Source organism: Micromonospora sp. ATCC 39149 (assembly GCF_000158815.1).
GTDB lineage: Bacteria > Actinomycetota > Actinomycetes > Mycobacteriales > Micromonosporaceae > Micromonospora.
Window position 1 is genome coordinate 5,481,001 of record NZ_GG657738.1, and the last position, 12,867, is coordinate 5,493,867.

Here is a 12,867-nt window from a genome sequence, read left to right on the forward strand (position 1 = left end):
CGCCGGAGAGGGTGGCGGCGGCCGATTGCCGACCGAGCCGGCCGGGGAGGGCGCGACGACGCCGCCGCGCGGGGCTGCGGCGGGCGGCGGGCCGGGTTCGGCCCGGGTGCGACCCGGGTCGGTTAGCGTCGCGGCATGGAGCACTTGCTTGTCACCGGGGGTGCGGGGTTCATCGGCGCCAACTTCGTCCGCCGGGCGCTGGCCGCCCGGCCGGGCCTGCGGCTGACCGTCCTCGACGCGCTCACCTACGCCGGGAACCGGGCGAGCCTCGCCGAGGTGGCAGACCGGATCGCCTTCGTCCGTGGCGACGTCCGCGACGTCGACCTGGTCGACGCCCTCGTCCAGGACTGCGACACGGTGGTCCACTTCGCCGCCGAGTCCCACGTGGACAACTCGTTGCAGGACCCGACCCCGTTCCTGCGTACCAACGTCGAGGGCACGTTCGTGCTGCTGGAGGCGGTCCGTCGGCACGACCGGCGGCTGCACCACGTCTCCACCGACGAGGTGTTCGGCAGCCTGCCGCTGCACGGCGGCGGGGCGTTCACCGAGGAGACCCGGTACGACCCGTCCAGCCCGTACTCGGCGACGAAGGCGGCCTCGGACCTGCTGGTCCGGGCGTGGGCCCGGTCGTACGGGCTGCGGGCGACGCTGTCGAACTGCGCGAACAACTACGGGCCGTACCAGAACGTGGAGAAGTTCCTCCCCCGGCAGATCACCAACGTCCTGCGCGGGCAGCGGCCCAAGCTCTACGGCACCGGCGCGAACGTGCGGGAGTGGACCCACGTCGACGACCACAACGACGCCGTCCTGCTGATCCTCGACGCGGGTGTCCTCGGGGAGACGTACCTGATCGGCTCCGGGGCGCAGTGGAGCAACAGGGCCCTGCTGGAGCTGACCCTGACCCTGCTAGGCCGGCCCGCCGACGACTTCGACCGGGTGCCGGACCGGCCCGCCCACGACCTGCGCTACGCCTGCGACAGCTCCAAGATCCGCCGGGAACTCGGCTGGCGGCCCCGGCACCCCGACCTGGCCGAGGGGCTGGTCGTCACCATCGACTGGTACCGGCACAACGAGTGGTGGTGGGGGCCGCAGAAGGCCGCCACGGAGGCCCGCTACGCGGCCATCGGCCGGTAGCGGCCCGACCGCCGCGCGTCGGGCGTGTAACATACGGTACGACGTACGCTAGGTTGTCACCCCACGGGCGGCCGATGCCCGTCCGATCACTGAGGAGGCCCAGTGCGACTCGGGCGGTTCGCGGTCGTCTTCGAGCCGGGCGACCCGCCCCGGACCGGCACGGTCAGCTTCTTCGACCCCGCCGGGCACGCGTTGCCCGAGGAGTTCGACGCGCTGGGGGAGGGTGCGGAGCTGGACCTCGCCCTGCCCCTCGACGGCCCCGTGACGGCGTGGACGGTCCCCGTCCGCGTCGTCCCGGTCGGCGACGCGGTCCGGCAGCTCGTCGCGTTGCGCCACGCCGACGACCCCACCCCCGCCGCCGCGTTCTGGGCGGCGGTGGCGGTCACCGGCCTGCACCTCGCCGCCCGGGGGCGGATCCTGCCCGGCGTCTCCCCGCAGGGCTGGGACGCCTGGCGGGTGGGCCCGTTCGACGTCGCCGACGTGGCACGCCTCCGGGCACTCGCGGCGGCGATGCCGCCCGAGGCCCGGGCGGTCCCGGTCGACCCCGGCGCCGAACAACTCGTCCTGCCCGAGCCGGAGGCGCTGGTCCGCGCCTTCCTCGACGCGGTGGCCGACACCCTGCCGCGCACCCCGGCCGCGACGTGGCTGACCGGTGACGCCCGGTTCACCAGCCTGGAGCCCGAGCCGGCGGACGACCTGCGCGACTGGGCGCGGGACGTCTCGGCCGGCGTCGACACCGGCCTGCGGGTGGCGCTGCGGTTGCAGGGCCGGGGGGACCTCGACGCCGCGCCGCTGGCCGCCGTGGTGCGGCTGCGCAGCCTCGCCGACCCGACGGTGGTCAGCGACGCGGCGGCCCTGTGGGAGGGCGACGAGCACGGCTTGGGCGACGGGGCCACCCTGGAGGCGATGCGCGCCGTGCGCCGCGCCGCCGCCGTGTGGCCGCCGCTGGAACGGCTCCTCGACTCCGCCGCGCCCGTCGAGCTGGAGCTGCTCGACGAGGACCTGGTCGAGCTGCTCGACGGTGCCGAGGCGCGGCTCGCCGCCGCCGGCATCGACATCGAGTGGCCGCCGCAGCTCTGCCGCGAGCTGGCCGCCCGGGTGCTGGTCAGCTCCCCGCCGGAGCGGCCCGCCGAGGTGGCGGAATTCCTCCGCTCCGCCGCGCCGATGCCGCTGAGCTGGCAGCTCACCCTGGCCGGCAACGCGCTGACCGACGCCGAGATGGACCTGGTGGCGAAGTCCCGGCCGATCGTCCGGCTGCGGGACCGGTGGGTGGCCGTCGGGCCGGAGTTGGCCCGCAAGGCCCGCGAGCGGCAGCTCGCGCCACGCAAGGCGTACGACGCCCTGGCCGCGACGCTGATCGCCAGCACCGAGGTCGAGGGCGAGCGGGTCGAGGTGGTCGCCGACGGCTGGCTGGGCGCGCTGCGCGAGCGGATCGCCGAGCCCGACGGTGGCCCCGAGCCGCTGGCGTCGCCGGAGGGGCTCGACGGCACCCTGCGCGAGTACCAGCTACGCGGCCTGCGCTGGCTGGAGCGGATGACCTCACTCGGCTTCGGTGGCTGCCTCGCCGACGACATGGGCCTGGGCAAGACCGTCACCGTCATCTCGCTGCACCTGCGCCGCCAGGCGGATCCGGCGACCGCCGGGACCACCCTGGTGATCTGCCCCGCGTCGGTGCTCGGCAACTGGGAGCGGGAGATCCGGCGGTTCGCCCCCGGCACCGCGGTCCGCCGGTTCCACGGCACCGACCGGTCCCTCGACGGCCTGACCGACGGGTTCGTGCTGACCAGCTACGGCACGATGCGCGTCGACGCCGGCAGCCTCGCCGGCCACGAGTGGGGCATGGTGATCGCCGACGAGGCGCAGTACGTCAAGAATCGGCTCAGCGGCACCGCGAAGGCGCTGCGGGCGATCCCCGCCCGGGCCCGGGTCACGCTCACCGGCACGCCGGTGGAGAACAATCTCTCCGAGCTGTGGGCCATTCTCGACTGGACGACCCCCGGCCTGCTGGACCGGGTCGGCGCGTTCCGGGCGACCTGGGCCCGGCCGATCGAGGTGGACCGCGACGGCGCCGCCGTCGAGCGGCTGTCCCGGCTGGTCCGCCCGTTCCTGCTGCGCCGGCGCAAGTCCGACCCCGGGATCGCCCCCGAGCTGCCCCCGAAGACCGTCACCGACCACCTCGTCCCGCTCACCGGCGAGCAGGCAGCCCTCTACCAGCGGGTGGTCGACGACGTGCTGGCCGAGATCCGGGCCAGCACCACCAGCATGGCCCGCCGGGGCCTGGTGCTCAAGCTGCTGGTCGGCCTCAAGCAGGTCTGCAACCACCCGGCGCACTACCTGAAGGAGCCACACGGCCGGCTCACCGGCCGGTCGGAGAAGTTGCACCTCCTCGACGATCTGCTGGAAACCATCCTCGCCGAGGAGGGCGGCGCGCTGGTCTTCACCCAGTACGTCCAGATGGCCCGGCTGCTCAAGCGGCACCTGGCCGAGCGGGGCGTGCCGGCGCAGCTCTTGCACGGCGGCACGCCCGTGCCGCAGCGAGAGGAGATGGTGCGCCGGTTCCAGGCCGGTGAGGTGCCGGTGTTCCTGCTCTCGCTCAAGGCGGCCGGCACCGGCCTCAACCTGACCCGGGCCGACCACGTCATCCACTTCGACCGGTGGTGGAACCCGGCCGTGGAGGAGCAGGCCACCGACCGCGCGTACCGGATCGGGCAGACCAAGCCGGTGCAGGTGCACCGGCTGATCGCCCAGGGCACCCTGGAGGACCGGATCGCCGCCCTGCTGGAGTCCAAGCGGGAGCTGGCCGACGCGGTGCTCACCGGCGGCGAGAGCGCCCTGACCGAGCTTTCCGACGCCGAGCTGCTCCGGCTCGTGCGGCTGCGCGACGAGGGATGAGGAGCCGCGACGTGGACTTCGACTTCGACGAGCCCGACGACGAGCGGGAGCCCGACGACGAGGCGTCCAGGGACGGGGACGAGCGGCGGGCGCGCAGCTTCCCGAGGTTCGGCCCGGGTAGGCGGATCGGCAAGAAGTTCGCCGACACCTGGTGGGGCAACGCCTGGATCGAGGCGATGGAGCGCACCGCGCTGGACCCGGAGCAGCTCAGAAAGGGCCGCCGGTATGCCTTCGCCGGCCAGGTCGGACCGGTCACTGTCAGCCCGGGCCGGATCTCCGCCGCGGTGCACGACGGCGACCAGTACACCGGGCACGAAACGGTCGTGCGCATCGGCACCCTCGGCGAGGCCGAGTGGGACCGGCTGCTCGACAAGGTCGCCGCGAAAGCCGGACACATCGCCGCCCTGCTCGACCGGGACATGCCGCACGACCTGGTGAACACCGCCGACGACGCCGGGGTGCGCCTGCTGCCCGGCTACGGCGACCTCGAACCGGAGTGCGACTGCCCGTCCTGGGATCACCCGTGCCGGCACGCCGCCGCGTTGGCGTACCAGGCGGCGTGGCTGCTCGACCGGGACCCGTTCGTGTTGCTGCTGATGCGCGGGCGGGGTGAGGTGGAGCTGATCGAGGACCTGCGGCGGCGCAACGCCCGCCGGTCCATCGCCGTCGACGCCGCCGACGGCCCGGCGGGGACCCCGGCCGAGGAGGCGTACGCCGCGCCGCCCGTCGCGCTGCCCGCGCCTCCCGGGCCGGTGACCGGCGAGCCGCTGGCCCTCGCCCCGCTGCTCGCCGAGCACGAGGCGGCCGGCATCGACGCCGAGGCGTTGGGGGTGCTCGCCGCCGACGCGGCGTCCCGGGCCCGGCAGCTGCTCGCCTCGACCGGGGCGGAGCTGCCGGCCCCCGAGCCCGATGCCTGGTCCGACGCGGTGCGGCTGGCCGCCCGGATGCCCCGTTCCCCGGCCGCGAAGCGGCTCGGCGAGGCCAGCGGCCGGGCCGTGGAGCTGCCCCGGGCCGTCCGCGCCTGGGAGTACGCCGGCGCGGCCGGCGTGGACGTCGTCGACGCGGTGTTCAGCCCACCGAGGGAACTGGTCGCCCGGGCCACCGACGCGCTGCGCGCGGCGGCCCAGGGCGAGGGGGCCGCGCCCGAGGTCAGGAACTGGCGCAACCGGTGGACCGTCGGCCGCTACGCGCAGGTGCGCTACGGCCGGGACGGCCGCTGGTACCCGTTCCGCGGGCGTTCGGGGGACTGGTGGCCGGCGGGGCCGCCAAGCCGAGACCCGGCGGACGCGCTGCTCGACCTGCGGAGGGACTGAACGGCTCGACCTGCCGAGGACTGAACGCCCCCGCGGCTCGGTCCCGTACGCGGTACGGCAGGGAAGGTACGATGGCGGCACTATGTCGAACGCGCGCAAGGGCAGGGTCGATCCCGCCCGCAGCCTGGCCATCCTCTGGCGTACCCGGGAGCCGGCGAGCCGCAGCGCGGGGCCGGGGCTCAGCGTCGACCGGATCGTCCGAGCGGCGATCGAGATCGCCGACGCCGAAGGGATCGACGCGCTCACCATGCGCCGGGTCGGCGAGGCGCTGGGGGCCGGGACCATGTCGGTCTACACGTACGTGCCCGGCAAAACCGAACTGCTCGACGTCATGGTCGACACGCTCTACGGCGAGATGAGCCGCCCGGTCGACGTGCCCGGCGGCTGGCGGGCCCGGCTGGAGAGCATCGCCCGGGAGAACCTGCGGCTCTACCGCGCGCACCCGTGGCTGCTGCGGGCGGAGACGAGCCGGCCGGTCCTCGGCCCCCACCTGCTCGCCAAGTACGACTACGAGCTCGGCGCCGTGGCCGGCATCGGCCTCGACGACGTCGAGATGGACGCCGTGCTCACCCTGGTCCTCGGCCACGTCCGGAGCGCGGCGCGCGCCGAGCTGGACGTGGTGAACCTGGAGCGCGAGACCGGCATGACGGACGGCCAGTGGTGGCAGTCGCACGCACCCTGGCTGGAGCACTTCATGAAGTCGGGCAGCTACCCGACGGCCGCCCGGGTCGGTACCGCGGCTGGCCAGGCGCACGGCGCGGCGTACGGGCCGGAGCACGCGTTCGAGTGGGGCCTGCAACGGGTGCTCGACGGCATCTCGGTGGTAATCGCCGAGCGCCGCGGTGCTTGAACCGGGCGGGCCCGGGCGGGAAGCTGTAAGCATCCACGCATGCCGATACATGGAGGTCCGGATGTGCCGCTTCCCCCTGCTCACCCTCCTGCTCGCCATCCCCCTGCTCGCGCCGCCGGCGGTCGCCCACGCCGCCCCCGCCGGGCCGCCCGGCGCGTCCGTCGAGGTCCTCGCCGCCGCCGCGCCGGCCGGAACCGCGTGGACCGTGGACCCGGCCACCGGCCGGACCACCGTCGCCGCCGACGACACGGTCAGCGACAGGGAACTGGCCGCGTTGCGCGCCCGCCTGGCCGCCACCGGCGCCGTGGTCCGCCGGGAGCCGGGTCGGCTGAGCACCCTCATCGCCGGCGGGCAAACCATCTATGCCGCCGGCGGCGGGCGCTGCTCGCTCGGCGCCAACGTCCGCAGCGGCAGCACCTACTACTTCGTCACCGCCGGCCACTGCACGACGATCGCCGCCACCTGGTACGCCAACAGCGCGGGCACCAGCGTGCTCGGCTCCCGCGCCGGCACCAGCTTCCCCGGCAACGACTACGGCATCGTCCGGTACACCTCCACGACGATCGCCCACCCGAGCGCGGTCTACACCTACCCCGGCACGGTGACCGTCACCGGCACCGCCCCGCCCGTCGTCGGCATGGCGGTCTGCCGCAGCGGCTCCACCACCGGCGTGCGGTGCGGCTCGATCACCGGGCTCAACGCCACGGTCAACTACGCCGAGGGCTCGGTCTCCGGGCTGATCCGCACCAACATCTGCGCCGAGCCCGGGGACAGCGGCGGCCCGCTCTACGTCGCCGCCACCGGCAAGATCGTCGGCATCCTCTCCGGCGGCAGCGGCAACTGCACCACCGGCGGCACCACCTACTACCAGCCGATCAACGAGATCCTCGCCGCGTACGGGGTGACGATCCCGTGAGCCGGCGAACCGGGCGGCCTCACGCGGTGAAGTGCGGGTTCCCCGCCGTCAGCCGCAGCGTGTAGCCGCCCGGCCCCCGGTGCGCCGTCACGTGGTTGCAGGACTGGTAGGTGATCCACAGGCCGAGGCCGCCGTCCGTGCCGTCGCCGACCGGGAGCAGGCCGGTGAACGGGTCCTTCGGCCCGTCCCCGCCGTCGCTGACCGTCGCCACCATCCGGTCCGTCCCCACCCACAGCCGCAGGCAGACCGGCGGCCGGCCGTGGCGCATCGCATTGGTCACCGTCTCGCTGACCGCCACCACCAGGTCCTCCACGTCGTCGGCAGGCAGCCGGCCCCCGTCGGCGGCGTACACGGCGGCGCGGGCCTGCGCCGCCGTCGGCATGAACAGCTCGACCACCGGTGGCGTCGACTGGAGCGGGTCGGGCGGCGCCGGCCGATTCTCCCGAAGGTATGTGAACGGGTCCGTGTAGCCGGGGCTGGGCATGCGCCCCCCGTCCGGAGTGGCGTGCCGGGGATGGGTCCGCGCCACGTCCCGCAGCACCGGCGCGGGCGTGCTGCGGGTGTCGTACGCGCACAAGCTCCACAGCGGAAAATCGTCGTACGCGTGGTTTATCGCCGACTCGTACCGGGCCCACCAGTCCCAAGTCACCCCCAGGGCGCTCGACGGCAGTTCCCCGACGATCCGGATCTGCCGCGCCCCGTCGGCCACGTACCCGGCGAGCATCTCCCGGTAGGACCGGATGGCGGCGGTCGGCCGGGCGTAGAGGTCGCCGCCGGCCAGGAAGATGACCCCGCAGCCGGCGGGCAGCGCCCCCCGGAGCAGAGCCGAGTTGCGCGCGCCCAGCGACACCACGGTCGGCTGCCCGGCCTTGACCCCGCCGAGCAGGAACGGCACCGTGACGGCCAGCAGATCGTCGTCGGAATCGTAGTAGACCGCGTCGTGTAAGTACCCCCGATGCCCGGCTGCGGCGTCCGTTCTCATCGGGCGTACTCGTTCAGGAGCAGCAGAGAACGGTGGTCGACGAAGCGCAGCCGGGCGAGGCCGGCGATGAGGATCGCATGGGCCGTGGCCTCGAAGGCGGCCGGATCGTCGTAGCGCCAGCAGATGTGGCTGGCGGGCAGCGCGGGGCCTGCGCCGCCGCTCACCTGCCGCCCCATGCCCGCAGTCTATGCCCACCCCTGGGCCGTCCCGGTGCCGGCCATCCCGGTCATCCGCGCTGGTGGAAGCACGCCGGGCCCGGTCGCTGCCGAGGCGGCTCCTGGTCTCCGCTGGCGCCCGCCGTGACCGAACGCATCCGGCTGCTCACCTCGCACTCCCTGATCCAGGGGTACGGCACGACCGAGACGCTGATCGCGGTGACCGGGCGGGCGGACGCGCTGCGCCGCCGGCATCGTTGGGACCCCCTGCCGGGCGTGGAAACCCGGATCCTCGACCGGGAGGACCAGCCGGTGCCGGCCGACGGCGAGTCGGTCGGCGAGCTGAGCATCCGGGGCCCGACGCTGTTCAGCGGGTACGTCGACGGGTGGGAGCGGCGCGCCAACGCCGCCGGGTGGCACACCACCGGCGACCTGGCCGCCGTGGCGGCGGACGGCTCGCACCGGATAGTCGGGCGGCTGACCGACGTGGTGCACAGCCGCACCTGCCGGGTGCACGCCGGGCAGGTCGAGGAGGTGCTGCTCAGCTACCCCGGTGTGCGACGCCGCCGTGGTCGGCATCCCGCACGCCGTGCAGGGCGAGCAGGTCACCGCGTACGTCGTCGCCGCCGAAGGGCTCACCGCCCAGGCGCTCATCGACCACGTGGGCCGCCAGCTGTCTGCCGGCCAGCGGCCCCGCCGGGTCCTCTTCGTCGACGAACTGCCCCGCAGCGCGCCGCCCGCCCGGGGCGGCGGGAGCCTCAGCCCTCCACCCAGCCGTGCCGCCGGGCCAGCGCCAGCATCCGGGCGCGCACCGCGACGATCTGCGCCCCGGTCAGATCCGGTACGGAGATCAGCAACGCCTCGGTGGTCTCGGTGACGAAGGACCGCTCGGACAGCACGTCGCAGAGCCCCTCCTCGTCCTCGACGCCACCCAGGCCCGGCTCCTGGCCCCGCCCGTTCGACGGCACGACCGTCCGGACCGGCGCGGCCCGCTCGCCCGCCACGGCGGGCCCGAGCACGCGCACCGTCAGCGCCTTCGGGCCACGCTCGTTCTCCACCGCCTCGTACTCCACCGGGACACCGGGCCCCAGCGCCCACTTGTCGCCGTCCACCGTGTTGGCGTGCACGAACACGTCGTCTCCACCACCGTCCGGAGCGATGAAGCCGTAGCCCCGAACCTCGTCGAACCGCACTACCCTGCCAGTGAGCATCGCTACCCGCATTCCTCAGACCAAAAGACCACGACCACTACACACCCCCGGCCGACCAGGCCGGGGCACCCCTCAGGGTGACATCCGTTCCCGTCATCCTCCACCCGTACCCACCCCTATCGGCGTGTCGCGCCGGATGGCGGGGCGGCGCGGGCCGCCGCGGCGGCCTAGCATCGACGGCTGTGATCGAGCAGATCCTGCCCCCGGCCGTGGTGGTGGCCGAATCCTTCACCGACCCCGACGGCCTGCGCCTCTTCCCCGAGGAGGAGCGGCTCGTCGCCAACGCGGTCGACAAGCGCCGCCGGGAGTTCACCACCGTGCGGCACTGCGCCCGCCAGGCGCTGGGCGAGCTGGGCATCGCGCCGGTGCCGATCGTTCCGGGTGCGCGCGGCGCCCCGGTCTGGCCCGCCGAGGTCGTCGGCAGCATGACGCACTGCGAGGGCTACCGTGCGGCGGTCCTCGGCCGCACCACCGCGTTCGCCACCCTCGGCGTGGACGCCGAGCCGCACGCGCCGCTGCCCGAGGGGGTGCTCGACGCGATCGCCCTGCCGGCCGAGCGGGCGCGCACGGCCGCACTGGCCGCCGACCACCCCACGGTCTGCTGGGACCGCCTGCTGTTCAGCGCCAAGGAGTCGGTCTACAAGGCGTGGTTCCCGCTGACCGGCCGGTGGCTGGACTTCGCCGAGGCGGACATCGTGGTCAACGCGGCCGGGGCGTTCGTCGCCCATCTGCTGGTGCCCGGCCCGGTTCTCGGCGGTGCCCCGGTGACCGCCTTCTCCGGCCGGTTCCTGGTCGACCGGGGCCTGGTGCTCACCGCCATCAGCATCCCGGCGGTCGCCGGCTGAACGCGGCGGGCCGGCGCGCCGCGCGGTCGCCCCGGGCCGGGCACCGTGTCCTCAGTCCGCCGCGAGCCTGGACTTCTGCACCTTGCCGAGGGCGTTGCGGGGGAGCGCGTCGACCAGCCGCACCTCGCGGGGCCGCTTGTGCGCCGACAGGTGGCGGGCCACGAAGTCGATCAGCTCCGGCCCGTTCACCCCGTCGCCCACCACGTACGCGGTGACCTGCTGGCCGAGGTCCGGGTGCGGGGTGCCGACCACGGCGGCCTCCCGGACGCCCGGATGGGCCAGCAGGGCATCCTCCACCTCGCCGGCCCCGATCCGGTACCCGCCGCTCTTGATCAGGTCCGTGGCGGCGCGGCCGACGATCCGGTGCCATCCGTCGGGGGCGACCGTGGCGACGTCGCCGGTGCGGAACCAGCCGTCCGGGGTGCGGGTGGCCGCGTCGGCGTCCGGCCGGTTGAGGTACCCGTCGCACAGGGTCGGGCCGGCGACCTGGAGTTCGCCCATCGCGACCCCGTCGGCCGGCAGCGCCGCGCCGTGCTCGTCGACCAGCCGGGTCCGCACCCCGGGCAGCGGCACGCCGACCGTCCCCGGCCGGCGCGGCCCGTCCGCCCGCGCGCTCACCGTGATCAGGGTCTCCGTCATCCCGTACCGCTCGACGATTTCGTGGCCGGTGAGCGCGGCGAGATCCGCGAAGACCGCCGCCGGCAGGGCGGCGCTGCCCGAGACGAGCAGCCGCGCCGGGCGCAGCGCCCGCGCCGAGTCCGGGTCCGCGGCGATCCGGGACCACACCGTGGGTACGCCGAAATAGACCGTGCCGCCCGCCGCCGCGTACCGCTCGGGGCGCGGCCGGCCCACGTGGTGCAGCCGGCTGCCCAGCCGCAGCGGCCCGAGCACCCCCAGCACCAGGCCGTGTACGTGGAACAGCGGTAGCCCGTGCACCAGCAGGTCCGCAGGCGTCCAGGCCCAGGCGTCGGCGAGCCCGTCCAGGCAGGCGGCGACCGCCCCTCGGGGGATCACCGCGCCCTTCGGGGCCCCGGTCGTGCCGCTGGTGTAGAGGATCAGCGCGGTGGCGGCCGGGTCCGGCTCGGGGTGGACGGTGTCCGACCGCCGCGCCAGGTCGACCGGGACCACCGGCGGGCCGCCGTCGGTCGGCCCGTCGCCCCCCGCCGGGACCAGCAGCGCCGCCGCGCCGGAGTCGCGCAGGATGTGGTCGCGCTCCATCGGCCCGGCGTCGGGCGGCACCGGTACGACCGCCGCGCCGGCCAGGAGCGCGCCGACCACCCCGACCACCGTCTCCAGGGTGGGGGTCGCCTCGACGGCCACCCGGTCGACGCCGACCAGGTCGTCGGCCACCGCCGTGGCGAGTCGGCGTAGCTCCACCCAGGACACGGCCCGGTCGTCGACCCGGATCGCGTCCGGACGGTCGTCGGCGGACTCGGACAGCCAGCTCAGCAGCGGCATGTGGACGCACCTCTCCAGCGGCTCGGACCCCGTGGCGGCGCCGCGCCACCCCGGCCACGGCGGATCCGCCGACCGGGCCGGACCGCCCCGCACGCCGGTAGGGTTCGGTGGGACGGCGGCCGGTCGCGTCGTCGCCGTGGGCCCGGCACGCGGTCCCGGACGACCCGACGCTAGTCGGGGCGCCCCGGGGCCGGCCACCCCTACGGCCGGCGCCGGAGCGTGTCGTGCGCGAACGGGGAAGGTGGCCGGTGTGGCGGTGCGGTGGTCCGGGTCGTCCGGGGGAAGTCCGGGCGGTCGTCCTGGACCTCGACGGCGTGCTGGTCGACAGCCTGGCCGTGGCCCGCGAGGCGTGCGCCCTCGCGTACGCCGAGGTGGTCGGCGACGGCGACGCGCCGGTCGACGAGTACTGCCGGCACCCGGGCCGCTACCTGCCCGAGGTGCTGCGGCTGATGAACCTGCCGGCGGCGATGGCCGATCCCTTCGTGCGGGAGAGCAACCGGCTGTCCCACCTGGTCGTGCCGGTGGACGGGGCGGCCGGGTTGCTCGGCGCGCTGCGCCGACGGGGCATCGGGCTGGCCGTGGCGACCGGCCGCAGCGGGGCCCGGGCCCGCGACCTGCTGGGCCGGCTGGACATGCTGCCCCTTCTCGACCACGTGGTCGGCTCCGACGAGGTGGCCCGGCCGAAGCCGGCCCCGGACATCGTGCGCCGGGCGCTGGAGTTGCTCGGCGTCGCGCCGGCCGACGCCGGCCCCGGCCAACGTGCCCGCCTTCGTGCTGGCCTTCCTGCTCGGCGTGGCCTGCCTCTTCGCCGTCGGCCCGCTCATCGCGGCGCTCGCCCCGTCCGCCCGGGCGGCCCGGTCCATCGGGCCGGCGCTGTTCTTCCCGCTGCTCTTCCTCGCCGGGGCCTGGCTGCCGCGCGACCAGATGCCGGCCGTGCTGGCTCGCATGGGCGACTACTCACCGCTCGGAGCCACCGTGGACACCCTCGCCGCCGCCTGGGCCGGCGACAGCCCGGCGTGGCCGCAGCTGCTCGCCCTGGCGGTGACCGCCGTCGTCGGCAGCGTCCTGGCCACCCGCTTCTTCCGCTGGGAGTGAGAGGAGGGCCCTGCTC

13 protein-coding genes and 2 pseudogenes are annotated in these 12,867 nt (G+C 75.2%); 10 read left to right on the forward strand and 5 right to left on the reverse strand.

The annotated features are described in order from the left end of the window. Positions 1–135 precede the first annotated feature (135 nt). From rfbB to MCAG_RS24075, 5 genes are all read left to right on the forward strand, one after another. A complete protein-coding gene (rfbB, locus tag MCAG_RS24055; RefSeq protein WP_007075566.1) occupies positions 136–1,134 on the forward strand; it encodes a dTDP-glucose 4,6-dehydratase in 999 nt (332 codons plus the stop codon). Between the two features lie 102 nt (positions 1,135–1,236). After that, positions 1,237–4,026, forward strand: a complete 2,790-nt coding sequence (locus MCAG_RS24060; protein ID WP_007075567.1) for a DEAD/DEAH box helicase — start codon at positions 1,237–1,239, stop codon at positions 4,024–4,026. 11 nt (positions 4,027–4,037) lie between these two features. Continuing rightward, positions 4,038–5,339, forward strand: coding sequence for an SWIM zinc finger family protein (locus tag MCAG_RS24065; RefSeq protein ID WP_232290258.1), 1,302 nt, complete (start codon positions 4,038–4,040; stop codon positions 5,337–5,339). 82 nt (positions 5,340–5,421) lie between these two features. Beyond that, on the forward strand, positions 5,422–6,189 hold the full coding sequence (locus MCAG_RS24070; protein WP_007075569.1) for a TetR/AcrR family transcriptional regulator: 768 nt from the start codon (positions 5,422–5,424) through the stop codon (positions 6,187–6,189). Positions 6,190–6,250: 61 nt separating this feature from the next. Beyond that, positions 6,251–7,105, forward strand: a complete 855-nt coding sequence (locus tag MCAG_RS24075; RefSeq protein WP_007075570.1) for a S1 family peptidase — start codon at positions 6,251–6,253, stop codon at positions 7,103–7,105. A gap of 19 nt (positions 7,106–7,124) precedes the next feature. Here the strand turns inward: MCAG_RS24075 and MCAG_RS24080 are convergent, their stop codons facing one another. Beyond that, positions 7,125–8,087 (reverse strand): sensor histidine kinase, encoded by a 963-nt coding sequence (locus tag MCAG_RS24080; RefSeq protein ID WP_036375006.1) that lies wholly within the window; start codon positions 8,085–8,087, stop codon positions 7,125–7,127. Continuing rightward, positions 8,084–8,263 carry a hypothetical protein gene (locus MCAG_RS35145; RefSeq protein ID WP_036375009.1) on the reverse strand — a complete coding sequence of 60 codons (180 nt, stop codon included), beginning with the start codon at positions 8,261–8,263 and terminating at the stop codon, positions 8,084–8,086. Before MCAG_RS35145 ends, MCAG_RS24080 begins: the two co-directional genes overlap by 4 nt. A gap of 123 nt (positions 8,264–8,386) precedes the next feature. Between MCAG_RS35145 and MCAG_RS36350 the strand changes: the two are divergent. Together MCAG_RS36350 and MCAG_RS35155 are read left to right on the forward strand one after the other, a co-directional pair. Beyond that, positions 8,387–8,560: pseudogene (locus MCAG_RS36350) on the forward strand (AMP-dependent synthetase); the annotation flags it as partial. 271 nt (positions 8,561–8,831) lie between these two features. Continuing rightward, a complete protein-coding gene (locus tag MCAG_RS35155) occupies positions 8,832–9,119 on the forward strand; it encodes a hypothetical protein (RefSeq protein WP_232290413.1) in 288 nt (95 codons plus the stop codon). Here the strand turns inward: MCAG_RS35155 and MCAG_RS24090 are convergent. Next, a complete protein-coding gene (locus MCAG_RS24090) occupies positions 9,001–9,453 on the reverse strand; it encodes a cold-shock protein (protein WP_007075573.1) in 453 nt (150 codons plus the stop codon). The two genes, MCAG_RS35155 and MCAG_RS24090, sit on opposite strands and share 119 nt — an antisense overlap. Before the next feature lie 182 nt (positions 9,454–9,635). On the opposite strand from MCAG_RS24090, the gene MCAG_RS24095 reads away from it, so the two are divergent. Then, entirely contained in the window at positions 9,636–10,298 is a 663-nt protein-coding gene (locus MCAG_RS24095; RefSeq protein ID WP_036375014.1) for a 4'-phosphopantetheinyl transferase, read from the forward strand. A 51-nt stretch (positions 10,299–10,349) separates the two neighbouring features. On the opposite strand, the gene MCAG_RS24100 is transcribed toward MCAG_RS24095, so the two are convergent. Then, positions 10,350–11,756, reverse strand: coding sequence for an acyl-CoA synthetase (locus MCAG_RS24100; RefSeq protein WP_007075575.1), 1,407 nt, complete (start codon positions 11,754–11,756; stop codon positions 10,350–10,352). A gap of 200 nt (positions 11,757–11,956) precedes the next feature. Next, complete coding sequence (locus MCAG_RS35160) at positions 11,957–12,172, reverse strand: hypothetical protein (RefSeq protein WP_232290439.1); 216 nt, start codon at positions 12,170–12,172, stop codon at positions 11,957–11,959. Here MCAG_RS35160 and MCAG_RS36355 point away from each other — a divergent pair. Beyond that, positions 12,092–12,439, forward strand: a pseudogene (locus tag MCAG_RS36355) (HAD family hydrolase); the annotation flags it as partial. The gene MCAG_RS35160 and the pseudogene MCAG_RS36355 overlap by 81 nt on opposite strands. Before the next feature lie 76 nt (positions 12,440–12,515). Continuing rightward, positions 12,516–12,851: an ABC transporter permease gene (locus MCAG_RS36360; protein ID WP_369751335.1), complete on the forward strand. Its 336-nt coding sequence runs from the start codon at positions 12,516–12,518 to the stop codon at positions 12,849–12,851. Positions 12,852–12,867: the final 16 nt, after the last annotated feature.

Excerpts from the sequence above, each read along its gene's own strand:
- MCAG_RS24080 (WP_036375006.1), bottom strand. The coding sequence starts at position 8,087 with ATGAGAACGGACGCCGCAGCCGGGCATCGGGGGTACTTACACGACGCG.
- MCAG_RS24070 (WP_007075569.1), top strand. The coding sequence starts at position 5,422 with ATGTCGAACGCGCGCAAGGGCAGGGTCGATCCCGCCCGCAGCCTGGCC.
- MCAG_RS35145 (WP_036375009.1), bottom strand. The coding sequence starts at position 8,263 with ATGGGGCGGCAGGTGAGCGGCGGCGCAGGCCCCGCGCTGCCCGCCAGC.
- MCAG_RS24075 (WP_007075570.1), top strand. The coding sequence starts at position 6,251 with ATGTGCCGCTTCCCCCTGCTCACCCTCCTGCTCGCCATCCCCCTGCTC.
- MCAG_RS24090 (WP_007075573.1), bottom strand. The coding sequence starts at position 9,453 with ATGCTCACTGGCAGGGTAGTGCGGTTCGACGAGGTTCGGGGCTACGGC.
- MCAG_RS24100 (WP_007075575.1), bottom strand. The coding sequence starts at position 11,756 with ATGCCGCTGCTGAGCTGGCTGTCCGAGTCCGCCGACGACCGTCCGGAC.
- rfbB (WP_007075566.1), top strand. The coding sequence starts at position 136 with ATGGAGCACTTGCTTGTCACCGGGGGTGCGGGGTTCATCGGCGCCAAC.